Annotated in this window: 22 protein-coding genes, 1 tRNA gene and 2 pseudogenes; 16 read left to right on the top strand and 9 right to left on the bottom strand. The window is 36.5% G+C overall.

Going from position 1 to position 25,494, the window contains the following annotated elements; translation table 11 throughout:
- Window positions 1-21: 21 nt before the first annotated feature.
- Window positions 22-984 (bottom strand): polyprenyl synthetase family protein, encoded by a 963-nt coding sequence (locus ACO1O5_RS12315; RefSeq protein ID WP_486270603.1) that lies wholly within the window; start codon window positions 982-984, stop codon window positions 22-24.
- Window positions 985-1,277: 293 nt separating this feature from the next.
- On the opposite strand from ACO1O5_RS12315, the gene ACO1O5_RS12310 reads away from it, so the two are divergent.
- The 8 genes from ACO1O5_RS12310 to ACO1O5_RS12275 all read left to right on the top strand — a co-directional run bounded on the left by ACO1O5_RS12310 (window position 1,278) and on the right by ACO1O5_RS12275 (window position 8,288).
- Complete coding sequence (locus tag ACO1O5_RS12310) at window positions 1,278-2,855, top strand: OmpA family protein (protein ID WP_486270601.1); 1,578 nt, start codon at window positions 1,278-1,280, stop codon at window positions 2,853-2,855.
- A 143-nt stretch (window positions 2,856-2,998) separates the two neighbouring features.
- On the top strand, window positions 2,999-3,826 hold the full coding sequence (locus tag ACO1O5_RS12305) for an outer membrane protein assembly factor BamD (protein WP_486270599.1): 828 nt from the start codon (window positions 2,999-3,001) through the stop codon (window positions 3,824-3,826).
- Entirely contained in the window at window positions 3,795-4,136 is a 342-nt protein-coding gene (locus ACO1O5_RS12300; protein ID WP_486270597.1) for a DNA-directed RNA polymerase subunit omega, read from the top strand. The genes ACO1O5_RS12305 and ACO1O5_RS12300 overlap by 32 nt, the downstream gene beginning before the upstream one ends.
- 176 nt (window positions 4,137-4,312) lie before the next feature.
- Window positions 4,313-5,518 (top strand): bifunctional phosphopantothenoylcysteine decarboxylase/phosphopantothenate--cysteine ligase CoaBC, encoded by a 1,206-nt coding sequence (gene coaBC / locus ACO1O5_RS12295; protein WP_486270595.1) that lies wholly within the window; start codon window positions 4,313-4,315, stop codon window positions 5,516-5,518.
- Window positions 5,511-6,428 (top strand): type IX secretion system protein PorD, encoded by a 918-nt coding sequence (gene porD / locus ACO1O5_RS12290; protein WP_486270593.1) that lies wholly within the window; start codon window positions 5,511-5,513, stop codon window positions 6,426-6,428. Before coaBC ends, porD begins: the two co-directional genes overlap by 8 nt.
- On the top strand, window positions 6,425-6,856 hold the full coding sequence (locus ACO1O5_RS12285; RefSeq protein ID WP_486270591.1) for a DUF4296 domain-containing protein: 432 nt from the start codon (window positions 6,425-6,427) through the stop codon (window positions 6,854-6,856). Before porD ends, ACO1O5_RS12285 begins: the two co-directional genes overlap by 4 nt.
- 17 nt (window positions 6,857-6,873) lie before the next feature.
- On the top strand, window positions 6,874-7,572 hold the full coding sequence (locus tag ACO1O5_RS12280; protein ID WP_486270589.1) for a CoA transferase subunit A: 699 nt from the start codon (window positions 6,874-6,876) through the stop codon (window positions 7,570-7,572).
- 62 nt (window positions 7,573-7,634) lie between these two features.
- Complete coding sequence (locus ACO1O5_RS12275; protein WP_486270587.1) at window positions 7,635-8,288, top strand: CoA transferase subunit B; 654 nt, start codon at window positions 7,635-7,637, stop codon at window positions 8,286-8,288.
- Between the two features lie 52 nt (window positions 8,289-8,340).
- Here ACO1O5_RS12275 and ACO1O5_RS12270 read toward each other — a convergent pair whose 3' ends face one another.
- The 3 genes from ACO1O5_RS12270 to ACO1O5_RS12260 all read right to left on the bottom strand — a co-directional run bounded on the left by ACO1O5_RS12270 (window position 8,341) and on the right by ACO1O5_RS12260 (window position 11,032).
- A complete protein-coding gene (locus ACO1O5_RS12270; RefSeq protein WP_486270586.1) occupies window positions 8,341-8,991 on the bottom strand; it encodes a response regulator in 651 nt (216 codons plus the stop codon).
- A gap of 63 nt (window positions 8,992-9,054) precedes the next feature.
- Window positions 9,055-9,882 (bottom strand): sensor histidine kinase, encoded by an 828-nt coding sequence (locus ACO1O5_RS12265; protein ID WP_486270584.1) that lies wholly within the window; start codon window positions 9,880-9,882, stop codon window positions 9,055-9,057.
- A gap of 772 nt (window positions 9,883-10,654) precedes the next feature.
- On the bottom strand, window positions 10,655-11,032 hold the full coding sequence (locus ACO1O5_RS12260) for a hypothetical protein (protein ID WP_486270581.1): 378 nt from the start codon (window positions 11,030-11,032) through the stop codon (window positions 10,655-10,657).
- A gap of 721 nt (window positions 11,033-11,753) precedes the next feature.
- Between ACO1O5_RS12260 and ACO1O5_RS12255 the strand changes: the two genes are divergently transcribed.
- On the top strand, window positions 11,754-12,419 hold the full coding sequence (locus tag ACO1O5_RS12255) for a response regulator (RefSeq protein ID WP_486270579.1): 666 nt from the start codon (window positions 11,754-11,756) through the stop codon (window positions 12,417-12,419).
- A 41-nt stretch (window positions 12,420-12,460) separates the two neighbouring features.
- On the opposite strand, the gene ACO1O5_RS12250 is transcribed toward ACO1O5_RS12255, so the two are convergent.
- The 3 genes from ACO1O5_RS12250 to ACO1O5_RS12240 form a co-directional block, all read right to left on the bottom strand.
- Window positions 12,461-13,195 carry a lysophospholipid acyltransferase family protein gene (locus ACO1O5_RS12250; RefSeq protein WP_486270577.1) on the bottom strand — a complete coding sequence of 245 codons (735 nt, stop codon included), beginning with the start codon at window positions 13,193-13,195 and terminating at the stop codon, window positions 12,461-12,463.
- A gap of 21 nt (window positions 13,196-13,216) precedes the next feature.
- Window positions 13,217-13,891, bottom strand: a complete 675-nt coding sequence (gene ung, locus ACO1O5_RS12245; RefSeq protein ID WP_486270575.1) for a uracil-DNA glycosylase — start codon at window positions 13,889-13,891, stop codon at window positions 13,217-13,219.
- A gap of 131 nt (window positions 13,892-14,022) precedes the next feature.
- Window positions 14,023-14,095 (bottom strand) — tRNA-Arg (locus ACO1O5_RS12240).
- Window positions 14,096-14,357: 262 nt separating this feature from the next.
- Here ACO1O5_RS12240 and ACO1O5_RS12235 point away from each other — a divergent pair.
- On the top strand, window positions 14,358-15,695 hold the full coding sequence (locus tag ACO1O5_RS12235) for an OmpA family protein (protein ID WP_486270573.1): 1,338 nt from the start codon (window positions 14,358-14,360) through the stop codon (window positions 15,693-15,695).
- Window positions 15,696-15,834: 139 nt separating this feature from the next.
- On the opposite strand, the gene ACO1O5_RS12230 is transcribed toward ACO1O5_RS12235, so the two are convergent.
- Window positions 15,835-17,784 (bottom strand): ABC-F family ATP-binding cassette domain-containing protein, encoded by a 1,950-nt coding sequence (locus ACO1O5_RS12230; protein WP_486270571.1) that lies wholly within the window; start codon window positions 17,782-17,784, stop codon window positions 15,835-15,837.
- Between the two features lie 105 nt (window positions 17,785-17,889).
- On the opposite strand from ACO1O5_RS12230, the gene ACO1O5_RS12225 reads away from it, so the two are divergent.
- A complete protein-coding gene (locus ACO1O5_RS12225; protein ID WP_486270569.1) occupies window positions 17,890-18,471 on the top strand; it encodes a DUF3347 domain-containing protein in 582 nt (193 codons plus the stop codon).
- 21 nt (window positions 18,472-18,492) lie between these two features.
- Complete coding sequence (locus ACO1O5_RS12220) at window positions 18,493-20,853, top strand: TonB-dependent receptor (protein ID WP_486270567.1); 2,361 nt, start codon at window positions 18,493-18,495, stop codon at window positions 20,851-20,853.
- A gap of 48 nt (window positions 20,854-20,901) precedes the next feature.
- On the opposite strand, the gene ACO1O5_RS12215 is transcribed toward ACO1O5_RS12220, so the two are convergent.
- Window positions 20,902-21,942 carry a hypothetical protein gene (locus tag ACO1O5_RS12215; protein ID WP_486270565.1) on the bottom strand — a complete coding sequence of 347 codons (1,041 nt, stop codon included), beginning with the start codon at window positions 21,940-21,942 and terminating at the stop codon, window positions 20,902-20,904.
- Between the two features lie 206 nt (window positions 21,943-22,148).
- Between ACO1O5_RS12215 and thrS the strand changes: the two genes are divergently transcribed.
- From thrS to ACO1O5_RS12195, 4 genes and pseudogenes are all read left to right on the top strand, one after another.
- On the top strand, window positions 22,149-24,095 hold the full coding sequence (gene thrS / locus ACO1O5_RS12210) for a threonine--tRNA ligase (RefSeq protein ID WP_486270563.1): 1,947 nt from the start codon (window positions 22,149-22,151) through the stop codon (window positions 24,093-24,095).
- Window positions 24,096-24,134: 39 nt separating this feature from the next.
- Window positions 24,135-24,710, top strand: coding sequence for a translation initiation factor IF-3 (gene infC, locus ACO1O5_RS12205; RefSeq protein ID WP_486270561.1), 576 nt, complete (start codon window positions 24,135-24,137; stop codon window positions 24,708-24,710).
- Between the two features lie 334 nt (window positions 24,711-25,044).
- A pseudogene (locus ACO1O5_RS12200) lies at window positions 25,045-25,377 on the top strand (response regulator); the annotation flags it as partial.
- 62 nt (window positions 25,378-25,439) lie between these two features.
- A pseudogene (locus tag ACO1O5_RS12195) lies at window positions 25,440-25,494 on the top strand (hypothetical protein); the annotation flags it as partial.

Below are 25,494 nucleotides of genomic sequence, written 5' to 3'. Positions count from 1 at the left end.
ACAAACTATCCAATCAGCAGATTAATACTTTCTGTCTGTTGTATACATAACGAGCTCTTCAAGTCCTTTCCTGATATCACTCTCAGGAAATTCAGACAATATCTTCAAGGCTTCATTGCGGTACTCAACCATTTTTTTTGCTGCATATTTAATACCACCCGCTTCAATAACCTTTGCCAACACGTATTTTATCTTTGCAGGATCCTTATTTTGGTTTTTTATTATATAGATAATCTTTCTCTTTTCAGCGGCATCAACATTATTTAATGTGTAAATTAATGGAAGCGTAAGCTTTTTTTCTTTAAGATCATTTCCGGTAGGTTTCCCGATATCTTCATTACCGTAGTCAAAGAGATCATCTTTTATCTGGAATGCGATTCCGGTTTTTTCACCAAATGATTTCATTTTTTCAGTAATGGCTTCATCCTGGCTGGTACTCCATGCACCGACTGCACAAGCTGACGAAAGTAATGATGCTGTTTTGCTCCTTATTATTTCGAAGTAAATATCTTCTTTGAGATTTAATTTTCTTGATTTTTCTAATTGAAGCAATTCGCCCTCGCTCATTTGTTTTACCGCCTCCGATAGAATGTGCAGGTGTTTAAAATCGTTGGCACTCGTGGAAAGGAGTAGTCCTTTTGAAAGCAAATAGTCTCCTACAAGAACGGCAATCTTATTTTTCCACAGTGCATTTATTGAAAAAAAACCTCTCCTTTCCAAGGATTCATCCACTACATCGTCGTGCACTAATGTAGCTGTGTGTAATAACTCCACAAGGGCTGCGGCCCGATAAGTGGATTCGTTTATAGGACCATGGAGCTTTGCGCTTAAAAATACGAACATCGGGCGTAACTGTTTACCTTTTCGCTTAATGATGTATTTCATAATCCGATCTAGTAAAGGTGTGTTGCTTTTTACCGATTGAGCAAATTTTTGTTCAAAGATGTTAAGTTCTTCCGCAATAAGGTCTTTTGAAAACTTCATGATTTTATTAAAAGGCAATATAGTGCAAAACACTAATTAAAATCTTATTATGATAGCCGATAATTTTAGTGCAACTTTTTGAATAGAATCAAATAGTGTAAGTGCAAAGTAAAAACTTCATGACGATGCAGCTAAAACTCTAATTAGCAGGTCCTTTGTTTACGAAATTGTAACGATATGTAAATGGCTCAAAATCTAAATAATTGCTAAAAAAAATTTGAATTTTGACATTGGTTTAATATTTTTGCAAATAATCAACTAGTTTATTTTAAGAAATCATTAATCAAAAAGTTATGGCAAGCAAAAAGTACAAATTTTTATTAATGGGGATATTATCCCTAATGTCCTTCGGTGTTTTCGCCCAGGATACCGGAGTTTATAATATTTATGACTCAAGCGTAATTACTCCCAAAGGTCAAGCGCAACAAAATGAGTTTATGAATAATACTTATGATTTCCCGGCAAAACCGAGAAACGAAGTTGAGGTTGGTATTTCAGGAGGTATGTTTTCAGTAAGTGGCGACGTTGCTGCTAAATTACCTACACCTGGTGTTTCGATTCATATTCGTAAAGCTCTTGGATATGTGTTTTCTTTAAGATTACAATATTTATACGGAGTTGGTAAAGGATTGAACTGGAAGCCTTCGTATGGTTATAAGAATGATCCTGTGTGGGCTTCTTACAATTCAACTGGTGCCAACCCAGAACCTGTTTATTATAATTATCGCACGCATGTTAATGATCTTTCTTTGCAAGGAATTTTCACTTTAAACAACGTTCGCTTTCACAAGCAAAAGACTGGTTTTGTTCTATATGCTGGTGCAGGCTTTGGCGCAACTATTTATGACACGAAAGTTCAGGTTCCGGCAAGTTTTAGTTCTATTCCTTTTATATCACCTATCACCGGTAACGGATATAGTAGTAGAAAAGATACACGCAAGAAATTAAAAGACTTATTAAAAGGTGTTCCTTATACTCAGGCTGAAAATAACAGAAATAATTCCGCTCATTTAGGAAATAATACCTTGCGGTTCTCAGGTACGGTGTTAGCTGGCGTGGCATTTAAACTCAGTAAACGAATTAACCTTGCTCTTGAGGATAGATTTACTTTCATAAAAGATGATTTATTGGATGGGCAACAGTGGCAGGAACATCCAATATCGGATCCGGTTCAAACTCGCGATTATGATACTTATAACTATGCTTCGATTGGATTGAACTTCAATATCGGCAAAAAATCTGTTGAACCTCTATGGTGGATCAATCCGCTTGATTATGCTTATAGTGAAATCAACAACCCTAAACACATGAAAATACCAAAACCGGTATTTGATGATGCAGACGGCGATGGAGTAGTTGACCAACTTGATAAAGAACCAAATACACCTGCTGGTTGCCCGGTTGATACTCACGGTGTTTCAAAAGATACTGATGGTGACGGTGTTCCTGATTGCAAAGACAAGCAATTAATAACTCCTACTGAATGTCAACCCGTTGATGCTGATGGCGTAGGAAAATGTCCAGACCCAGAATGTTGCAAAATAATAGATAGCCTTAGAAATAGTATGAACGCATGTAAGATCGGAGATCTTCCTAGTGTTTCTTTTAGAGGCAAGGGCGGTAGCCTTAGCAGCGATGCAAAGGCAATGCTATCCACAGTGGCCTCTAGATTAAAAGATAATGCTGCTTGTTCAATAATTGTTACTGGTTACCCTGCAGCATCTAAAGCATCTCAAGCGCTTTGCAATAAAAGAGTTGCTGCTATTAAAGCTTATTTAACAGAAAAAGAAGGAATTAGTGCTGATCGGGTTGATACTGACTGTCAAGTTGGAGGAGGCGATGTAAATACTGTTGATATTAAAGCTAAATAAAAAGTCCACTTTTTGCTCAATGATAAGACCCTTCCCATTTGGGGAGGGTTTTTTATGTTTATCAAAATATTAACTGCTTCTATTTTGCGTGCCTTTTTTTTAAGGTCATTTTTGTTTAAAATCCCTTAATTTCGCACCTCTTTATGATGAAATTAGCCTTAGTTTTATTGTTACCAATCTTTTTGATAGTCGGCTGTTCCAGGCAATTTAATAAGGTGCTCAAAAGCAAAGACTACGATTACAAGCTTAAAATGGCTGATAAATATTATGAGAACAAAAGGTACAAGAATGCGGAAGAGCTGTATGTAGAATTATTTCCCGTCTTTAAAGGTTCTGATAAATTTGAAGAGTTATATTATAAGTATGCTTATTGCTCGTTTTACGAAAAGAACTATCCCGATGCAGAAAATCTATTTAAAGGATTTTTGGAGGTGTTTCCGAATAGCGATAAGGCAGAGGAAATAGCTTATATGCATGCTTATTGTTTTTATTTGCAATCACCGAGAGTGGAACTTGACCAAATAAATACGAATAAAGCTATTGGAATGATGCAATCGTTTATTGGCACGCATCCTAATTCAGCAAGAGTAAAGGACGCCAATGAAATTATTGCTAAATGCAGGGCTAAGCTTGAACTAAAGGAATATAAAAGCGCTCAACTATATTATGATCTTCAACAGTACCGTGCCGCAGGAATTTCTTTTTCCAACTTATTGAATACTTACCCCGAGTCGAGCCAGGGAGAAGAATATATGTTGATGGCTGTAAAATCATACTATCATTTTGCTAGAATGAGTGTTTTAGATAAACAAGAGGAACGTTATCAAAAGGTATCGACAGAATATTTTGATTTTGCAGATAGGTATCCCGAAAGCAAACTCTTAAAAGATGCCGAGAATTATAAAAACATTAGTCTGAATAACATTAAAAAAATACAAAATGAGCAAATTAAGACGCCAGCAGAGCGCTAACACCAGTAATGTTGTTGAAACCAAAAACCTTACAGATGTAAAAGCGAAAACCGGTAACTTGTATGAGTCAATTGCTGTAATAGCAAAAAGAGCAAACCAAATTAATATTTCTATTAAAGAAGAATTGCATAATAAACTTGAAGAATTCGCCAGCCATACTGATAGCCTGGAAGAGATTCATGAAAATAAGGAGCAAATAGAAATTTCGAAAGCCTATGAGAGAATGCCTAATCCGGCATTATTAGCTACAGCCGAGTTTATGGACGATAAAATTTACTATCGTAGGAATGAAGATAATCTCTTTGATTAACTGAGGCACAGGGGTTTATGATAATGTGATTTTAAAGTAATCTTTGCATAAGAAATGATAATTTTAATGGCGGTCTTGGTCCGCCATTTTTATTTTGGTAACTTATGGATTGTAGTCTGATTTTTGAATAAAACAGGGATATTTGCATTAGTTACCATATAAATGCATGTGAATAAATGCAAACTGAAATTTTTAAAGGAAAAAAGATATTGTTGTGTGTGACGGGAAGTATTGCCGCCTACAAAGCAGTTGTATTATTGCGTTTGTTAATTAAGAATGGAGCAGAGGTAAAGGTGATATTAACGAAGGCTGCAATTGATTTCGTTCCACCGCTAACCTTCTCAACTTTATCAAAAAATAAAGTATTATGTGAGCTTTTTGATAGTGAAACCTGGGCTAATCATGTTATGCTTGGCAGATGGGCAGACGTAATGTTGGTAGCGCCGGCTTCCTGTAATACGTTGGCTAAGATGGCCAATGGAACTTGCGACAATCTGTTGTTGGCAACTTATCTTTCGGCAACTTGCCCTGTATTAATTGCTCCGGCTATGGATGAAGATATGTGGCATCATGTATCTACTCAAAAAAATATTGAATTTCTTAAAAAAGCTGGCAATGACCTGTTGCCGGTCAATGAAGGAGAACTTGCCAGCGGTTTAAAAGGGGAAGGCAGAATGGCGGAGCCAGAAGAAATTATCAGTTATCTCGAAGTTTTTTTTTCAAAAAATTTGAGTTTAAAGGGACTTCGGGCATTAGTTACAGCGGGTCCTACACGTGAGGCCATTGATCCCGTAAGATTTATTGGAAATCCATCAACAGGTACAATGGGTGTAGCCCTTGCGGAAGAATTAGCGGCAAGAGGAGCTCAAGTTCATTTAATTCTCGGGCCTTCAGAAGTAAAAATCTCTTCAAATATTAAAGTCACAAGGGTTGTTTCTGCAAATGAAATGTACGAAGCAAGTTTAAAATACCTAAGTAGTAGCGATATCATTATAATGGCTGCGGCAGTTTCTGATTATACCCCTGAAAATCCGGAAAAGGAGAAGATTAAGAAGACCAATGATAAGCTAACCTTGAAATTAATCAAAACGAAAGATATATTGGACCAGGCAGGTAAGCTAAAGACATCACGACAGACGCTCGTAGGATTTGCTTTAGAAACGCATAACGGGAGAGAAAATGCTTTGACAAAACTTGAGAAAAAAAATGCAGACCTGATAGTTCTTAACTCATTAACCGATGAGGGCGCAGGCTTTGGAAACACTACCAACAAGATTATTATTTTTGATCAGAGAGGCAACGAATATAAATTTGATACAAAGACTAAGAAAGAGGTGGCCCGTGATATTATAAACACTATTATCAATTATCGAAATGCATAAGAGTATTCTTTTTCTATTTTTAGTTTGTTCTTCTACTATTATTAAAGCTCAGGAACTTAGAGCGAGAGTGAGTGTTCTAAGCAGTAGGGTTGCAAATAATGTAGACAAAAAAGCATTTCAGACGTTGCAAACAGCTTTGGATAATTTTATCAACACACGTAAATGGACAACTGATAACTTTGCCCCGCAAGAGAAAATTGATTGCAGTTTTTTACTAAATCTTCAATCCACGGGGGATGCAAATGTTTACAAAGCATCTCTCACAATTCAATCTGCCCGGCCTGTTTTTAATTCTTCTTATGTTTGTCCCCTGGTCAATTTTCAGGATAATGATATAGTATTTAAATATGCTGAATTTCAGCAATTGGAATTTAATGACAACAGGGTGTCTGGCACAGATGCCTTGGCTTCAAATCTAACGGCCGTCATAGCTTACTATATAAATATTATTTTGGGCATGGATTACGACTCATTCTCGCAAAGGGGAGGAGATGCATATTTTCAAAAAGCACAAAATATAGTAAATAATGCACCTGAAGGGAAAGACATTTCAGGATGGAAAGCGTTTGATGGTACAAGAAACCGCTACTGGCTTGCGGAAAATTTATTAAATAGTAAATACACTATTATTCACGATGCCATATATGACTACTATAGACTTGGAATGGATAAGCTTTACGACGAAGAAGCAAATGCACGGGTTCAAATGTTGAATGTGCTCAATATTCTTAATAATCTGAATACTGAGAATCCAAATACTATGATTCTTCAATTTTTTTTCCAGGGGAAATCGCAGGAACTCATAAATATTTTTTCAAAGGCTTCTCCTCCGGACAAAGCGAGAGCTTTAGAATTTTTGCAAAAATTAGATGTTCCTAATGCGCCCAAATATAAAGAAGCACTTAAATGATGAAAAACATTTTGCGTGTAATTATTTTTAGTTTGCTCTGGTCGTGTTCGGGGAAAAATAAAATCCCTTCTGAAATTATTCAACCAAACGAAATGCAAAACATATTGTGGGATATAATGCGGGCACAGGCTCTTTCAACTGAGATTGCCAGGAAGGACTCTACTGTAAACGAGGTAACAGAGACAAAAGTGCTGGCGCAAAAAATATTTGAAATTCACAATATTTCATCTACGGCTTTTACCCTTAGTTATAACTGGTATACTAACCATCCGGATGTAATGAGAATTATGTTTGATAGCCTTAATGCACAAAACCAGCGGGAAACCCAGCTGGAAATTAAAGAAAAGCACCATCCCTTGAAATTAGACACGTCAAAAAAATTGAACCCATTTAGAAAATTTACTCCAACAAAAGATTTGAGACAATAAAAACTGAGAACCAATAAATGAACAAAGTATTTAGAAATGCCGATGAAGCAATAAGCGATATTGAAGATGGAAGCATCGTAATGCTTGGCGGCTTTGGTTTATGCGGAATACCCGAAAATTGTATAAATGCCTTGTCTAAAAAGAAGGTTAGGAACCTTACTTGCATTTCTAATAATGCGGGAATAGACGATTTTGGAATAGGGCTACTATTGCAGCAAAGACAAGTGACAAAAATGATTGCGTCTTACGTTGGAGAAAACGCAGAGTTTGAGAGACTATTATTGAGTGGCGAACTTGAAGTTGAATTAATTCCCCAGGGCACATTAGCCACCAGATGTATGGCCACCGGATATGGCATACCTGCATTCTTTACACCAGCTGGCGTAGGAACAGAAGTCGCTATAGGCAAAGAAATGCGTGAATTCAAGGGCAAAGAATATCTCATGGAATTTGCATTTGAGTCTGATTTCGCATTAATAAAAGCATGGAAAGGTGATGCCGCAGGGAATCTTATTTATAATGAAACTGCCAGAAATTTTAATCCACTAATGGCAATGGCTGGCAAAATTACCATTGCGGAAGTAGAAGAGTTATTGGAACCGGGTGAACTTAATCCAAATGAAATTCACACTCCGGGAATTTATGTTCATAGAATTTTCCAGGGTAATAATTATGAAAAAAGGATTGAACACAGAACCGTACGAAAAAGTATCTGACTATACAAGATTTTGAAATTTGTTTTTGATATTTTTCGAAGCGCTCAACCATAGCATTAAGTATGTTAGATAAAAATCAAATAGCACGTAGGATAGCAAGCGAATTGCGGGACGGGTATTATGTAAACCTGGGGATTGGAATTCCTACTCTTGTTGCTAATTATATCCCCGAAGGAATTGATGTCGTTTTGCAGTCTGAAAATGGCTTATTAGGAATGGGACCTTTCCCCATGGAGGGTGATGAAGATCCTGATTTGATCAACGCAGGAAAACAAACCATAACGACAGTGCCTGGCTCGGCTTTTTTTGATAGCGCAATGAGCTTCGGTATGATTCGTGCCGGAAAAGTCGATCTTACTGTGCTTGGTGCCATGGAAGTGAGTGAAAATGGTGACATTGCTAACTGGAAAATTCCGGGAAAAATGGTTAAGGGGATGGGCGGCGCTATGGATCTTGTAGCCAGTGCAAAAAATATTATTGTTGCAATGATGCATACTAACCCTAAGGGGCAGTCGAAATTACTATCGCGTTGCACACTTCCGTTGACAGGTGTTGGTTGTGTTAAAAAAATCGTAACAGAACTTGGGGTTCTAAATATTACTCATGATGGGTTTCAATTAATCGAAAGGGCGCCGGGAGTAACGGTGGAAGAGATTAAGAGTAAAACAGCGGGCAAGCTTTATTTTGAAAGTGAAGTACCGGAAATGAAATTGTGAAATCTCGAGTATGATTTTGAGTTTTGCCCGGAAATCTAAAAAATAAAATCGCCTACTCTATGAGTGAATTTTTCATGGCGAAGAAGACAAGTCCAACTGAGTTTTTTACACCAAATCTTTCCATCAACCTATCCTTAATAGCCTCAACTGTTCTTGCGCTTATATCCATTTTTTGAGCAATTTCCTGGGCAGTATATTCAAGGCAAACCAGAGAGAGAACTTCTTTTTCCCGATCACTTATAACCACCTCGCTATTAAGATTTGGATTAAATTTTTGCTTCGAATAATTCTTTTTGATGAGAACCCGGTTAACAAAGTTGTTTAGGTAAAAACCGGTTCTCATTACATCCATGATTCCTTGTTTTATTTCCTCGGGATCCGTGCTCTTTAATAAATATCCGTTTGCACCACTATCCATTAAATGGCCCACAAATCGCTCGTCTTCGTACATCGTTAAGATCAATATTCTAATTGCCGGAAAATGTTTATTGAGATATTTTGTTGTTTCAATGCCATCCTTTACAGGCATTTTAAGGTCCATCAGAATTATGTCCGGCTTTGCGTCTTCCACCCCCTGGATAAGTTCTTCCCCATTTTCAGCTTCCAGTACAAATTGTATATTATGATAGGGTTTTAAAGAAAGTATAACCCCCTTTCTAAAAATTTTATGATCGTCAGCTATAGCGACTTTAATTATATCCATGGTCAAACAAAGGGGTTAATAAAAAGTAAAGATCAGTTACAAAATATATTATTTATGATTGACTTATTTACCTGGTTCTCTTGGTACTTCAATGGTTACCTTATAGTAAGTTTGTGTGCTGTCAATTTCAAATGAAATGCTACCATTTAATACTTTAATCCGGCTTTCTATATTTTTTAAGCCCAAACCACCAGAAGCATAATTTAGCTTTTCAAATTCTTCCTGAAGAATACCTTTCCCGTCATGGTGTATGCGAAAGTAAGAAAAATTCCCTTGTACATTTTGGGTGAGGTGAATAAAACCCGCACAGCTATGTTTTATAATATTAGTTACCAATTCCTGAAGTACACGGAAGACAAGCAATTCCTGGTCTTCCCTTAATCTTTCCCTGTTATCATGAAAGCGGGCGCTGGCGTTAATTACACCCGAACCATTTATTTTTTCAAACAAATCTTTCATTGCCGATTCCAGCCCGAAGTTCTTAAGGGTTGGTGGCATAAGGCTGTGAGATATATTACGGATTAATTGTATACTATCGTCAATAATTTGCTTGGCGCTGAATATCGACTGCAACTGCACTGCGGTTTCCTGGTGGATCAGATTCTCATTAAGGTAAAGCCTGGCGGTTGCTAAGAGTGGCCCCGCGTCATCATGAAGATCAGCGGCAATCCGCTGCCTTTCTTCTTCCTGGAAGTTGATAGAAGCCTTCAGCAACATCTGCTGTTTCTCTTCCTCCATTTTTTGCAATTGCTTATTAAATTTAATTACCCTGCGTTGGTGAAAAACAACCACAGATACAAGAGTAATTGCCATTACAAACATGCCGAGAGTACCAAATATTAGTATGTTAGTTACGCTAAAGGAGTTATCAGGAGTTTGTAGAAAAAACATGCCGAAGTTTAAGCTTGATTTTTTAGTTTAAAAGTATGTAAGTCGTCGTCCCAGCCTTTAACCTTTGGCTTTTGGATATTTGCGGGTGTCGGTTTCATTAGCATAGCAATTGAAAGTAAAATATTCTTTAAGATATTGAATACTGAATTTATTACAACATATTGATGTTGGAAGCTTTTACTCCTAGCCATATTTTCAGTCATAATATAAAGAAAAAAAGTACCTGATAAATAAATCAAAAACGTAATTATTATCCAAAAATTGGATGACGAGTAGACGAATAGACTATTACTACCTTTTATTTGCACGACTAAATAGTATATGCACAGTAGTATAATTAAAATGGATTCTAAACCAGCCGTAAATGAATCAAAATTATTCATTTGATTGATAAGGAAAAAATCGATAAACGCAAAAATTACAAATATTCCAAGTATTATCGGAAGGATTATTCTTATTATCCTATTTTGCAATGCGTAATAATAATAACCGCAAAAAAATGCAAATTCTATAACGGTAAATAGTGCAAAAAGAATCGTATCGATATCTATGTGATTCTGATATGTATAATAGATAACTATTTCATTTAGATTGCAATATAAAACATAAAAAAAAATTACCCATAGTGTCCTTTCTTTATTATTTCTCTTAAATAATAAAAAGAACACTATGGGTAATAAGTTCGAAAAAGTACCTAAGTATGAAATTAATTTATAAATAGCAGGTCAGTTTAAGACCAAATATAACTATCTATTTTAATTTTTTGAAAACTTTATGCGCTAAGTACTTCGATCACGCCGTTTACATCGTCCCAGTAGATTGTTCTGTCGGCAACAATAGCATCCTGCTTAACGATGTCGCCGGAATTGGTAACTACTGAAAATTCAAGGATGTCTTTTCCTGTGGCATCAACGCCTGTGTAAACTAAATGCTCTTCATTCATGTTTGTGAGGCATTTGCGGAAGTTGATACCAACGCAACCTGGCTGAGCTAAAATTTGCTCAAGAATGTTGCGACCGATGTAATAACCTTTTGTTGCTTCCGGATTAGCGGATCTGAAAGCGTTAACTAATTCACGGCCTTCTTTAAGCCCGATGTTTTCGCCTACTTCGGCGAGTGTTTTGGTTTCTACGAGTGTGTTTTGTGTCATAATTGAAAGTTTTTAGTTGTTTTTTTGTGGTTTATTTTGATAAATCAATTGCTAACTTCCTCAAAAAAAAATTATGATCCAACCTGTGTTATTACGTAATAGTTCGATTGCTTTTTGCTAAAACCCGCGTTGGGAAAGAGTTTTAACGAAAAAATAATACGTAAATGTATCACTAAAAAGGGGTAAATATACGTAAAAAAATAGTAAAATTACTATGCAGATTTTTGGAATCTTCACGATAGTATAAATACTTTAAAATGGATTGTAAAAAAAAGGGGTGAGATTTGAAATGTCGGTAGGTTATAAATCAGAAGCAAAAGTAAACGACGTTAACCCTTGCCGATGAGCAAATATAATGTTTTAATAAATTTTTCATTTAAACATTTTAATACTCGCCGTTTAGTGCTTCGAAATTTAGAGTTCCACAATTTTTAAATTTTCTAAACCTTAGTTTAAAATTTTTTTTTTAATTAAAATAGTATAGAGCATAATCCCTTATTTTTTGGGATGTAGTTAATACACCAATTTAAGTTAAAATGCAAAGTTCATTGAGTAAATAATGAAAATTGAAGTAGTAAAATTCCCAGCGTATTAGTACCGGTAGAAATTCATCAATTGGAAAAAATAATGGGTGATTTCTGAAATAGATTGGTATATTGTTCGTTATAGTTTTATATTTTTACTACTGATACTACCATTAAAACCGTAAGCTTATAAATCCATGTCTATAACTACAGTAATTAAGATTGCTATTGCCGACGACCACAAGATTTTCAGGGATGGTATAAAGATGGCACTATCGGCTAAAGAAAATCTTAAAATGATATGGGAAGCGGAGGATGGAAAAGATCTGATGCACAAGATTGAAATCAAAAAACCAGATGTATTATTAATGGATATTAGGATGCCTGAAATAGATGGCATTAACGCCATTTCTATGCTCCGTAAAGAACATGAAGATGTAAAAATAATTGTTCTTACGATGTACGACGATCAACAAATGATTAGCAGAATGATGGAGATGGGGGCAAACGCTTACCTCACCAAAACTACAGATCCGGATGAAATTTACGAGGCAATACTTACCTGCATGAATGATGAGTTTTACTTTAATCAGTTAGTGAATAACGCTGTCATGGGTAAGTTAATGCAAAAGAAAAATGTGCGCCATCATTATGGAACCAGCGTGCCTATTGCCTTTAGTGAAAAAGAACTGAAAATATTGCAACTTCTTGCAGAAGATAAAACAACCGAAGAAATTTCTAAAATTATCTTTTTAAGTCCAAGAACTATCGAAACTATTCGCCAGAATATGAAGAATAAAGTAGGTGCTAAAACTATAGGGGGCTTAATAACCTATGGTATGCGCAATAAGATTATTGAATAGATGGATGTCTTTTACTTCCGTAGCAGAATATCTTTTCATTATTATTTTCTTATATAATTCGCGTAGTAGTGACTCATGAGTTTATGCAATTCATTTTTCACCAATTCAAAATCTTCTAACTTATTTACCGTAACAGGTGGTAAAAAATGCAACTCCATTTTAGATGGCCAGAAATAAAATATTTTTCCGGGAGGTAAAACTTTTTTCGTATTGAATATAAGAGCTGGCAAAATACTGGTTCCTGTTTCAACGGCTAGCTTAAACGCTCCATCGTGAAATTCTTTTAACGGCAACTCGGTTTTATTCCTCGTTCCCTCAGGATAAATACACATATGCAATCCCTGGGCCAGAACGTCTTTCATTTTTTTGAAACTACTTTTTCTGCTGTTTTTATCATTCCTGTCTACCAGAATAGATCCTCTTTTATAAATCAACCCGAATACCGGAATTTTTGCCATTTCCGCTTTGGCAATTGTTTTGTTGCCGCCCGGTATAAATGGGGTACTAAGTGGTACATCCATTAAAGAATTATGATTGCAAACAACAATATAGTTTTCTCCTCGCTTAAAATTTTCTTTTCCTTTCACTATCAAACGGCAGCCTGTTGAGAAAAAAAATATGCGCATCCATATTTTTGAAATTGAACGGAAAATATTCGTTCGCTCAGGTTCTTTAATAACTCCAATAACCCATATCAGAAGTGCTGCGGGCAACATGGTAATAATAAAAACTATAAGGGCCCAGGCTGCAAAAAATCTGGCAAAAAAAATCTTCAATGTCTTTTAGTTTAAACTATATTAAAGCTTCCAATCAATAGGTTTTTTATGTTGTAATGCAAGTAAGTCATTTGTTTTTGAAAAGTGTCTGCAGCCGAAAAAACCTTTATCTGCGCTAAATGGCGAAGGATGGGCCGCCTTAAGAACATAATGTCTAGTCTCGTCAATAAGAGATTGTTTCTCCTGGGCAAATTTCCCCCATAATAAAAAAACGATTCCCTTTTTATTATCAGAAATTTTAGAGATTACTGAGTCAGTAAATTGAAGCCATCCTATTTTACTGTGGCTCCCGGGCTCATTTTGTCGAACAGTTAGTGAGGCGTTTAAAAGCAATACTCCTTGCAGGGCCCACTTCTCGAGATTTCCATTTTTTGGTGTAGCAATGCCTAAATCACTCTCAAGTTCTTTAAAGATATTAACTAACGATGGAGGTTTTGGAACACCATCAGGAACCGAAAAACTCAATCCATGCGCCTGCCCCTTGTTGTGATAAGGATCCTGTCCCAGTAAAACAACTTCTATGTTTGAAAATGGAGTTTTATTAAACGCGTTGAAGATTAATGGGCCTGGTGGATAAATAATTTTGCCAGCCGATTTTTCCGCTTTTAAAAAAGTTACGATTTGTTGGAAATAGATTTTATCAAATTCGTCCTTCAGGATATTCTTCCAACTTTCTTCAATCTGAACGTTAATCATCTTAATTTTTATGATAATAATGAAGGAAAAATACCATCAAAAATACACTAACGTGATTACAGTACTCGACTCAAGATTAAACAAGCAATTTCTGCGATGTCCGACAATTTTAACTGTATAGAATTTGGTAGTGACCCCGACACGATTCGAACGTGTGACCCACAGCTTAGAAGGCTGTTGCTCTATCCACTGAGCTACGGGGCCATAATTGCAATCATTATGGTGTTTAGTTGACCTTAAAAAGATATAGCTCTATAAGGCTCTGGATTCTTGAATTTACCCCACAATGTTTGTTTAAAAATGTTGCAAATATAACTTAATTACAAAAATGAATTGCAAATATAAGACGGTCTTATTTGAGAGGCATTTTTATAATTGAATACTAATGTTAGTATCTTTGCAGCACTAAACGTTATGATTTTAATTTAAGTTTAATTACCTATTTATTAACTACAATCATTGATATATGAAACGAAAACTACTGATTGCTTTTTTGGTCTTCGGTATAGCCAATTCAGCATTAGCCCAAAAATTTTTATCTCCCGTTAAACAATCGCTCATCGGATTTCATTATGCACTGGTCGATTATAATTCACCTACACAAATAGATACCACTTCGTTAAAACAGGTTTTTAAGAAAGGTGATATATTCAATCCAACAAAACTAAGTTCTGCCGTCACGATTTCCTATTGGCATGGATTAAATAAGTTCGTCGATTTTTCGGGAAAATTTAATGGCATATTTTACGATTACGCGTTAAATAATTCCGGACAATCTTATTCGAACGAATTTGGCGCTGAACTTGAGGGTGCATTGAACTTCCATCCAATAAGCGATGACCACCTTTTCACTCCTTTTTTAACCGCGGGCATTGGCGGTGGATATTATACCAACAAATATGGAGGTTATGTGCCGTTGGGTTTAGGCTTCCAGTTTAATATTAAGAGCCAGGTTTATTTCCTTCTGCAAACCCAATACAGGGTTTCATTGAGTAAAGAAGTTTTTCCAAATAATTTATATCATTCACTTGGTGTTGCGGTAAACATAAGCAAAGAAAAACCTGCAGCGCCGGTTGTGGTGCCTATGGTGGAAGTTAAAGATCGCGATGGCGATGGAGTGGTAGATAGTTTAGACGCGTGCCCTGATCAGGCTGGTTCTGCTGCATTACAAGGGTGTCCTGATCGTGATGGCGACGGTATTGCAGACAAAGATGATAAATGCCCTGACGTTGCCGGGTTAGCAAAATATAACGGTTGCCCCATACCCGATACCGACAAAGACGGTATAAATGATGAAGAAGATAAATGTCCAACAGTACCTGGGGTTGCCCGTTACCAGGGTTGCCCGATTCCTGATACCGACGGAGACGGCGTAAACGATGAAGAAGATAAATGTCCGAAAGAGGCGGGACCCGCATCTAACTTCGGTTGTCCTGTGATCGACGTTGTAGTTGTTGAAAAGGTAAACAAGGCAGCTAAAAATATCTTCTTTGCAACGGGCAGTTCAAAGTTGCTCGCAAAGTCATATAAGTCATTAAAGGAAGTTGCCCAATTATTGAAAGACAGTTCAAGCTATAAAATAGATATCGATGGGTATACCGATATAACAGGCACACCAGAAAAAAACCAGGTTTTATCTGAGAACAGGGCCAACTCGGTTAAGCAGTTTCTCATAAGCAATGGAGTTGATGAAAGCCGCATTACAGCTACTGGTCATGGAATTAATGATCCAATAGCAGATAACAAAACTGCTGCCGGTCGTGCTAAAAACAGAAGGGTTGAAATGAAGCTGAGAAATTATTAAAGGAATTTATTCATAAACGTTTAATTAAGAACCCTGTAAAATTTTACAGGGTTCTTAATTTTTCCGCCCAACCGAAATTTGTTTTAAAGTTGAAATAAGAGTTCAAATTATTTTTTAGAAATATCCTCCACTATGAATTTTAAGAAACCTTTTCTTCAAGTTCCATTAGCTTTTCAAATACCTTTTCATATTCTGCATTAGCCTTTTTTAGCTGGTTTGAATTTTCCTTGTATTTATTCTCTGCTGTTAAGAATTTTTGTTTTTCAAGATAAATTTCTGGTAAGGCAAGATCTGCTTCAAGTGCTATTTTTTCTTTGCTGAGCTTTGCAATTTTTTCTTCAACTTGTTGAAAAAGTTTTTGTGTGTTCTGCAGCTCTTTTTGCAAGTCTTTATTTGGTGAGGCATTACTATTTACTTTTTTCTCATTAACTACCTGAGGTTTCTTTTCAACGGCAATTTCTTTCTTTTTTGAAGACTCAACTTCAGCAGATTTTCTTTCCTGCTTCCATCTTTCCCATTCATCGTAAGTGCCAACAAATTCTTTTATTTTATAACCTTCAATTTCCCAAATTTTATTAGCTGTTTGATTTACAAAATACCTGTCGTGACTTACCAATAAGTAACTGCCTTCATACTTGTTTAACGCCTCAATAAGTAAGTCTACTGAATGTATGTCGAGGTGATTGGTAGGTTCATCCAATAGCAAAAAATTTGCCTTGCTAACAATTGTTTTTGCTAACGCAACTCTTGCTTTTTCGCCACCGCTCAACACCTTTATTTTTTTATCAACATCATCTCCGCTAAATAAGAAGCAACCCAATAAAGTTCGCAGTTCAAGTTCTGTTTTGCCACTTCCCGAATAATTCATTTCTTCCAAAACGGTGTGGTTAAGATCTAATGCTTCAAGTTGATGTTGCGCATAGAATGCATCTTTTACATTGTGGCCTTCAATTCTTTCACCCTCAAATGTTTCGGTGCCCGCCACAATTCTAAGCAACGTCGACTTACCTTTACCGTTAGCTCCAATCAATCCTATTTTATCGCCACGATTTATTTCAGCTTTTGCATGCTCCACTATTTTTACGTTTCCAAAGCTTTTTGAAACATCTTTTAATGTTGACAATACTCTGCCCGGCGTTATACCAACTGTAAAATTGATGCGCATGTTTGGTCGTTCAAGATCAGTATTTTCTATGCGTTCAATCTTATCAAGACGCTTCATGATACTCTGCGCCTGCGCAGCTTTGGAGGCTTTTGCCTTAAAACGTTCTACAAATCTTTCCTGTTGGCGAATATAATCCTGTTGATTTTCGTATGCTCTTTTTTGTAGCTCAATACGTTGTTCTTTCTCTTGCTGATAATAGGTATAATTGCCTGTATAAAAATGGAGTTCCTGCTGATACAACTCAACAATTTTAGTTACCATTCTATCAAGAAAATATCGGTCATGCGAAACAATTACCACAGAACCCTGGTAATGTTGTAAATATTTTTCGAGCCATTCAATTGAAGGAAGATCAAGATGGTTGGTAGGTTCATCAAGCAGTAACACATCAGGATGCATCAATATCATTTTTGCCAATAACACCCTCATGCGCCATCCTCCACTGAATTCTTTGTACGGCCTTTGTAAATCTGCGTTGGGAAACCCTAATCCTTGTAAAATTTCTTCCGTTTTATGATGGATATCGTAACCGCCTAAAATTTCAAGCTCATGTAGTTTATCAGCGTATAAATGTGCCAATGCTTCATCAGAACTCTTTTCTAATTCAATACCTATTTGTTCAATCTCCTTTTCTAAGGCTATTACTTTTTCAAAGGCGCCCAATGCTACTTGCAAAATTGAATCTTCCGTATCAAAACTTAACAGGTCCTGGTGCAAAAAGCCGATAGTTGTTTCTTTGCCTTTTTCCACCGTGCCTTTTGACGGCAAGTATTGGCCTGTAAACACTTTCAGCAATGTTGATTTTCCCGTTCCATTATAGCCAATCAAACCAATTCTCTCATTAGGTTGAATGTGCCAGGTAGCATCTTCAACAATAACTCTTGCACCAAATTCAAACGTGACATTTTGTAACCCTAATAACATAAAAACTTTTTATAAGGGTGCAAATTTAAGTTCTATTTGGCGTAATAGATCAGTGCATCATATTAGCTCATGTTAATATGTTAATTTTGAAAAAAATTATATTGAATGAAAAGATTGTTGGCAATTATTTTTTTGGCGGTTATCATGTTTGGTGCATATTGGTTCTTTTTTAAGAAAGATTCCCATCCCTCTGAGGCAAAACAGCAAGCGATAAAAATTAAAAAGCATTCCGAAGAATTTAATCGAAGTATCGCAAATGCATTAAACGAATATTTTAATATGAGGAATTTTTTTGCAGACGGCGACACTGCAAAAATAAAGGCGCAAGTTCCAAAATTTAATGCATCGGTAGATAGCATAAAACTTGACGACCTTAAGAAAGATGACTCGCTCATTTTAGCATCAGTTCAACAACAGGTAAGTGATATAAAGGCTAACGCCGACGATATTTTATTACAAAAAGATATTATTGAAATGCGGGAAGATTTCAGAATGGTTTCTGAGAATTTATATCCCTTCCTAAGAACAATAGCGTATGAAGGGCCGAAGCTTTACTGGCAAAATTGCCCTACGGCTTTCGGACAAGATAAGGGAGGAAGCTGGTTGAGTAATTCTTCAGAAATAATAAATCCCTATCTCGGCAAAAATCATCCTGAATGTGGTGAACTGAAAGATTCCCTTCAATAACCATACTTCTTAATCTACCTTATGAAAGTGAAAAAGATATTTGCTATTGTTCTTCTATTGCTACCATTTTTTTCTTTCGCTCAAAATAGATTTACCCTTAGCGGATACGTAAAAGATACGCTCTCCGGCGAAACCTTAAATGGCGCTACAATAGTGGTTTTGGGAGAATCAAAAGGAATTACTTCAAATCAATTTGGATTTTATTCAATAACACTTACGGCAGGTACTTATAATTTTATTTGCTCCTACGTTGGTTATGTTCCTCAAATGAAGACAATCAATTTAACTGCGAATGTCGAATACAATTTTGAAGTAGCGCCAAAAATTACCACCGAACAGGCTGTAATTATTTCTTCGAAAAAAAGAGACGCCAATGTAAAGACGGCGCAAATGGGAAAGATTGATCTTTCGATTAACCAGGTAAAATCAATCCCGGCATTTTTGGGTGAAATTGATATTTTAAAAACTATCCAGCTTTTGCCTGGTGTTCAAAGTGCCGGAGAAGGAAGTTCAGGTTTGTACGTGAGGGGTGGTGGCCCCGATCAAAATTTGATTTTACTGGATGACGCAGTTGTTTACAATACTGGCCACCTGTTTGGATTCTTTTCAATTTTTAATGGTGATGCTATTAAGAGTACTTCTTTAATTAAAGGTGGAATGCCTGCTCAATATGGCGGGCGACTATCAAGCGTACTCGATATTTCGATGAAGGAAGGTAACGATAAGAATTTTGTGGTACAAGGTGGCATTGGATTAATAGCTTCCAGGCTTTCAATAGAGGGCCCGATCAAAAAGAACAAGGCTTCTTTTATTGTATCTGCCAGGAGAACTTATATCGACGCCCTGGCAAAACCATTCATAAAAAAATCAAGTTCATTTTATGGGTCAGGATATTATTTTTACGATTTAAATGCCAAGATCAACTATAAATTTTCTGAAAAAGACAGAATTTATTTAAGCGGATATTTTGGAAAAGATAAGTTTGATTTTGTCAACGGGCAACAATCTTTGAAAGTGCATATTCCGTGGGGAAATTCTACCGGAACACTCCGGTATAATCATGTTTTTAATAATCGTTTATTTTCGAATACAACTGTTGTTTATAATGACTACAAATTCAATTTTGGCGCCAATCAAAATAATTTTCAACTCAATCTTCTTTCAGGAATCAGGGACTGGAATGTGAAAGAAGATTTTGATTTATATCCTTTCACAAATCACAAATTAAAATTTGGGGCGCTCTATACCTATCATACATTCACGCCTTCGGTAGTGAGCGGAAGCCAGGACACGGTACTGTTTAAGCCAAACAATGCACAGCAAAAGTATGCGCATGAAGCCGCTGTTTATATACAGGACGATTGGGACGTTAGCGATAAAATAAAAATAAATGCCGGTATTCGTGAAAGTGGTTTTCAGCAAATCGGTCCTTATAAAAATTATACAACAGATGCTAACGGAAATCGCACAGATAGTACTATTTATGCAAAAGCAAAACCTGTAATAACGTACTATGGATTTGAGCCGCGATTTACAATTCGTTACGCCGTTAACGATGAAACATCTGTTAAAGGGTCAGTAACGAGAAACCTGCAATACATCCACCTGGTAAGTAATGCAGGAACCACTTTGCCCACTGATCTATGGGTGCCAAGTACGTTGAAAGTAAAGCCACAGGAAAGTTGGTTATACGCTTTGGGCTTGTTTAAAAATTTTAATGACAACACTTATGAAACATCAGTAGAAGTTTACTACAAACAATTAAAAAACCAAATTGAATATGAAGAAGGTTATACACCTGCGACATTAGAAGACACTGAAAACTTTTTTACGTTTGGTAAAGGATGGAGTTATGGAACTGAATTATTTATTAATAAAACCAAAGGAAGATTAACCGGTTGGATTGGTTACACATTAAGCTGGACCTATCGCAAATTTGCTGGTTTGAACTCGGGAGAAAAATATTTTGCTAAGTACGACAGGCGCCACGATCTTTCAATAGTTGGCGTTTATGATGTTTCAAAAAAGTGGAAGCTTTCCGGAACATTTGTTTTTGGATCGGGAAATGCAGCAACCTTACCACAACGTTTTTATATTTTTGATGGCGTACTAACGCAGGAGTATAGCCGAATAAATGAATACCGGCTACCATCATACAGCCGCCTTGATCTTGGCGCCATTTATACGCCCAACAAGCATCCTGGCAAAAGGCTCAAAAGCCAATGGGTGTTTAGTGTTTACAATGCTTATAACCGTAAGAACCCATATTTTATTTATTTTGATCAAACGGGAAATCCTTATGATGGAAGTTTGAATGTGCAGGCAAAACAGGTTTCCATTTTCCCGGTTATTCCTTCGGTAACGTGGAATTTTAAATTTTGATCTGTCTATCTGTCTGTCTCTCTCTCTCAAATTGGAACGAGCTTAACGTTACTTCCCATGTTCGAATACCACGCTGCCGCTTTTTTCAGTATCTGAGGAAATGTGCACTTCATATCGTTTATTGCCATCCGTAACGATCATCAGTGCGGTATTAGGAGGAATGGTGCCTAAATTGTCGGCGTACATCGTTATAATGTTTTCTTTCACATTTTCGTCTAAGGCTAGCGTTAGTGATATGGGTTTTGTGGAGAGCATTTTATGTGAAAGGATAATTTTGTTATTGTAAAAAACGGTTATCGAATCCCCATCAATTTCGCCATTATCATAAAAATCAACTTTAAAAGTTGGCTGGTAAATAGGGATGGTTTTTATAATATCCTTCCTACGTGGTTCAAAACCTGTAATTCGTTGTTTAATAGTATCTATCTTTTTTATTTCAGGAACTAGCGAAGGAATCTCTCTCTGTATATTGTTCTCTTTTACTGTGGGATTTTTTATTTCAACGTGTGGTTTTGCAGGAGTTTTATGAGCAGTTTTGGGAACATATTTTTTTGGTTTGGAAGCGACTACTTTTTTCGGTGCAGGAACATCTGCAGTCTTTTCAACAGGCTTTGTTCCCAATGCCATTTTCTTTATTATTCTTCTGGAAAGAAATGTCGTTCCGTAGCCGCAATTCCCATCCTGGTTAGGCGCAGGAATCCATGACCCCCTGAGCGTTTCTATGTCACCACTATCCTGAACATAATGCAGCTTGTGTGTTTGGAAACAATTTTGGAATCCCGGAGGTGTGTTAAATTTAACCCTTTCAACTTCCGTTACCACAAGGTCTTTTGCAGAGCGGTCCAGCGTTCCTGTTAATTTACAAATGGTATAATATCTTTTTGTGCCTTCATTAAAATAGGTATAGGAATACCCGGAAACATCTGAGCCTTTCGTTTGCAATTCCAAAACATAATCGATGCCACTGCCTCCTAATCCGGAAAAACCATAACTTGATTCGTTGAAACTCCCTTTCCACTGGCCATTAAAATCCTGGCCAAAAAGTGTTGAAGAAATGAGCAATAAAATAAAAAAGTAAAATATCTTCATACAGTTTCGTAACAAATTATTAAAATAAATCAAAGTTTGAAGCGGGTCTTTAATTTCTTTGCCGAAGGATATTGTTTTTACTAAATACAAAATTATAAGTAATTAAAAGTATATCATTCAAAGGAATAGCATCTTTGTCTAATACTTCGTTAAATTTGCATTCCCAAAAAATAAAAAGAAACGATTAAAAGGAGTAAGACTGAATTATGAATATAACTTTTCCGGATGGCGCTGTAAGGCAATACGAGCAAGGATCTACAGCCTTGGACATTGCAAAAAAAATTAGTGAAGGGCTCGCGAGAAAAATTCTTGCAGCCGAGGTAAATGGCGAAGTTTGGGATCTTTCGAGGCCAATAAAAAATGATTCAACCGTTAAATTTCTTACCTGGGATGATGAAAAAGCGAAGTCAACTTTCTGGCATTCATCTGCACATTTAATGGCAGAAGCAGTTGAGGGCGCTTTTCCCGGGGTAAAGTTCTGGGTAGGTCCACCGATCGAAAAGGGATTTTACTACGATATCGATCTCGGTGATAATGTAATTGGTGAAAGTGATCTTGAAAAGCTTGAAAAGAAAATGAGTGAGCTTGCCAAACAAAATAACTCCTTCATAAGAAAAGAAATTTCTAAAAGAGATGCTGTAAAATATTTTGCTGAAAAGGGTGATGAATACAAACTTGATCTTTTACAGGGACTCGAAGATGGCAATATTACTTTTTACACGCAAGGAAATTTTACCGATCTCTGTCGTGGTCCTCATATCCCATCAACAGGTTTAATAAAAGGAATAAAACTCACCAGTATAGCCGGTGCTTACTGGAAAGGTGATGAGAAAAATAAGATGCTTACCCGAATTTATGGGGTCACTTTTCCAAATCAAAAAGAATTGGATGAGTACCTTGTTTTTTTAGAAGAAGCAAAGAAAAGGGATCATCGCAAACTGGGTAAAGAATTGGAGCTATTTACTTTTTCTGAAAAAGTAGGAGCAGGGTTACCACTATGGTTACCGAAGGGCGCCATGCTTCGCGAAAGGCTCCAGAATTTTTTGCAGAAAGCGCAAATAGAATCGGGGTATCTTCCGGTAATTACGCCGCATATTGGTTCTAAAAACTTATATGTAACAAGTGGTCACTATGAGAAGTACGGAAAAGATAGTTTTCAACCAATAAAAACACCGGTAGAAGGAGAAGAATTTTTCTTGAAGCCCATGAACTGTCCGCATCATTGCGAAATTTATAAATCATCCCCAAGAAGTTACAAGGATTTACCTTTGCGACTTGCTGAATTTGGAACCGTGTATCGCTACGAACAATCCGGAGAATTGCATGGCCTTACAAGAGTAAGAGGGTTTACACAGGACGATGCGCATTTGTTTTGTATGCCCAACCAGGTTAAAGATGAATTTAAGAAAGTTATTGACCTCGTGTTATATGTTTTCGATTCATTGGGATTTACTGATTACACTGCCCAAATTTCGTTACGCGACCAGCACGACAAATCGAAATACATTGGAAGCGATGCCAATTGGGAACTCGCAGAAAAATCAATTATTGAAGCCGCGGAAGAAAAAAATTTAAAAACCAACATAGAATTTGGCGAAGCGGCATTTTATGGCCCGAAACTTGACTTTATGGTTCGGGACGCAATTGGCAGAAAATGGCAATTGGGCACTATACAAGTTGACTATAATTTGCCCGAACGGTTCGATTTAACGTATATTGGAGAAGACAATGCGAAGCATCGGCCGGTGATGATTCACAGGGCGCCGTTTGGTAGTATGGAGCGCTTTATAGCTGTATTGACTGAACATTGTGCCGGTAAATTTCCGATGTGGCTGGTGCCGGTTCAGATTAAAATTTTGCCCATTAGCGATAAATTTTTATCTTATGCTGAAAATATTTTATCTGAATTAAAAAATAATGATATTCGTGCTGAAATAGATGATCGGAGTGAGAAGATCGGGAAGAAGATAAGAGATACCGAATTAGCAAAGGTTCCGTTGATGCTGATTATCGGGGAGAAAGAAGTAAACGAGAGCAAAGTTTCACTAAGAAGACAAGGTAAGGGCGATGAAGGAGTTAAAGATATAACTGAGGTAATTGAAATGATTAAACACGAAGTACAAAATAAAAAAACAGCATTAGCTACTGCTTAATTATAGCAAATAAAAAAAATTTTAAACTAAAATCAATTAATGGCATTTCCACCAAGAGCACCAAGAGGTGCATTTAATCCACGTTTCAAAAAAGAACAACAACAGGAACACAGAACCAACCACATGATAAAAGTACCACAGGTACGATTGGTTGGCGATAATATTGAAGTAGGAGTTTATTCGATAGCGGAAGCTCAAAGAATAGCAAATGACCAGGGACTAGACCTGGTTGAAATTTCTCCGCAGGCAGATCCGCCGGTTTGTAAAGTAATTGACTATAATAAATTTCTTTACGAAAAGAAGAAGAAAGAAAAAGAAATGAAGGCTAAGAGCAAGGTTTCTGAGGTTAAAGAAATTCGCTTCACGCCCAATACCGATGACCATGATTTTGATTTTAAATCCAAACATGCTGAGAATTTCTTAAAAGATGGCAATAAGGTAAAAGCATATGTGCAGTTTAAGGGAAGAGCCATTATGTTTAAGGAAAGAGGCGAATTATTACTATTGAAATTTGCTGAAAGATTGGTAGAAGTAGGAACTCTTGAAAGCATGCCTAAACTGGAAGGGAAGAGAATGTTTGCAATTTTTGCCCCTAAAAGTCAAAAGAAAAAATGACTTCTAAATAAGAATTTCGGTTTAATAAGGCACTGTTTATTACAGTGCCTTATTGTTGATAGAGGTTTTATGTTTGCGAACCGATTTCGGATATGTTTGGAATGCCACCGGAAGATTCCTTCAGTTGCGGAAGCGTTTGCTAAACAATTTATGATCTGAAATAACGTTTATTAAGAAGTTTTACGTTTGGCTTTAAGCAATTGCCCGTTTTTAAGGTTCATTTGTGAGTATAATTACTATTGATATAAATTCGTAATTATTCTGTATAATTTACCATTTAAAACGCAGACATTTGTAAATTGCGACTCTAATTTTAAAAAATTACTAATTTCCGATGAAGACCGAAAACGAAGAAGTGATAAGGCTGATAATTGCTGATGACCATGTACTCTACAGGGCGGGCGTTAAAAATGCCCTTTCATCCAAAAAAAATATTAAGGTAATTGCTGAAGCAGATAATGGTTCTCATCTTTTGAATATCTTGAAAGGCATACAGCCGGATGTTATTTTACTCGATATCCAGATGCCGATAATGGATGGGATAACTACATTACCGGAGATTAAGAAATTATATCCCCATATAAGAGTTATTATGCTTACGATGATGGATGACCAAAGTATGATAACCAAGTTGATGGAACTTGGCGCTAACAGTTATCTTACTAAAACATCTGATTCTGAAATCTCGCCCTTGACGCCGTCAAGGGCGAGTCCAGAGACAGCAAGCATTCCGAGACGATCGATGTTCTGTCCTGGTCCTGGGGCCTGTCGCAGTCGGGAACCG

It is taken from the genome of Ginsengibacter sp. (assembly GCF_057362405.1).
The sequence above is the reverse complement of the archived record's forward strand: the minus strand, read 5'-3'. Positions and strand labels throughout refer to the sequence as shown.

Bases quoted from the DNA above. Each gene is read 5' to 3' on its own strand.
- ACO1O5_RS12315 (WP_486270603.1), bottom strand. From the start codon at position 984: ATGAAGTTTTCAAAAGACCTTATTGCGGAAGAACTTAACATCTTTGAA.
- ACO1O5_RS12310 (WP_486270601.1), top strand. From the start codon at position 1,278: ATGGCAAGCAAAAAGTACAAATTTTTATTAATGGGGATATTATCCCTA.
- ACO1O5_RS12305 (WP_486270599.1), top strand. From the start codon at position 2,999: ATGATGAAATTAGCCTTAGTTTTATTGTTACCAATCTTTTTGATAGTC.
- ACO1O5_RS12300 (WP_486270597.1), top strand. From the start codon at position 3,795: ATGAGCAAATTAAGACGCCAGCAGAGCGCTAACACCAGTAATGTTGTT.
- coaBC (WP_486270595.1), top strand. From the start codon at position 4,313: ATGCAAACTGAAATTTTTAAAGGAAAAAAGATATTGTTGTGTGTGACG.
- porD (WP_486270593.1), top strand. From the start codon at position 5,511: ATGCATAAGAGTATTCTTTTTCTATTTTTAGTTTGTTCTTCTACTATT.
- ACO1O5_RS12285 (WP_486270591.1), top strand. From the start codon at position 6,425: ATGATGAAAAACATTTTGCGTGTAATTATTTTTAGTTTGCTCTGGTCG.
- ACO1O5_RS12280 (WP_486270589.1), top strand. From the start codon at position 6,874: ATGAACAAAGTATTTAGAAATGCCGATGAAGCAATAAGCGATATTGAA.
- ACO1O5_RS12275 (WP_486270587.1), top strand. From the start codon at position 7,635: ATGTTAGATAAAAATCAAATAGCACGTAGGATAGCAAGCGAATTGCGG.
- ACO1O5_RS12270 (WP_486270586.1), bottom strand. From the start codon at position 8,991: ATGGATATAATTAAAGTCGCTATAGCTGACGATCATAAAATTTTTAGA.
- ACO1O5_RS12265 (WP_486270584.1), bottom strand. From the start codon at position 9,882: ATGTTTTTTCTACAAACTCCTGATAACTCCTTTAGCGTAACTAACATA.
- ACO1O5_RS12260 (WP_486270581.1), bottom strand. From the start codon at position 11,032: ATGACACAAAACACACTCGTAGAAACCAAAACACTCGCCGAAGTAGGC.
- ACO1O5_RS12255 (WP_486270579.1), top strand. From the start codon at position 11,754: ATGTCTATAACTACAGTAATTAAGATTGCTATTGCCGACGACCACAAG.
- ung (WP_486270575.1), bottom strand. From the start codon at position 13,891: ATGATTAACGTTCAGATTGAAGAAAGTTGGAAGAATATCCTGAAGGAC.
- ACO1O5_RS12235 (WP_486270573.1), top strand. From the start codon at position 14,358: ATGAAACGAAAACTACTGATTGCTTTTTTGGTCTTCGGTATAGCCAAT.
- ACO1O5_RS12230 (WP_486270571.1), bottom strand. From the start codon at position 17,784: ATGTTATTAGGGTTACAAAATGTCACGTTTGAATTTGGTGCAAGAGTT.
- ACO1O5_RS12225 (WP_486270569.1), top strand. From the start codon at position 17,890: ATGAAAAGATTGTTGGCAATTATTTTTTTGGCGGTTATCATGTTTGGT.
- ACO1O5_RS12220 (WP_486270567.1), top strand. From the start codon at position 18,493: ATGAAAGTGAAAAAGATATTTGCTATTGTTCTTCTATTGCTACCATTT.
- ACO1O5_RS12215 (WP_486270565.1), bottom strand. From the start codon at position 21,942: ATGAAGATATTTTACTTTTTTATTTTATTGCTCATTTCTTCAACACTT.
- thrS (WP_486270563.1), top strand. From the start codon at position 22,149: ATGAATATAACTTTTCCGGATGGCGCTGTAAGGCAATACGAGCAAGGA.
- infC (WP_486270561.1), top strand. From the start codon at position 24,135: ATGGCATTTCCACCAAGAGCACCAAGAGGTGCATTTAATCCACGTTTC.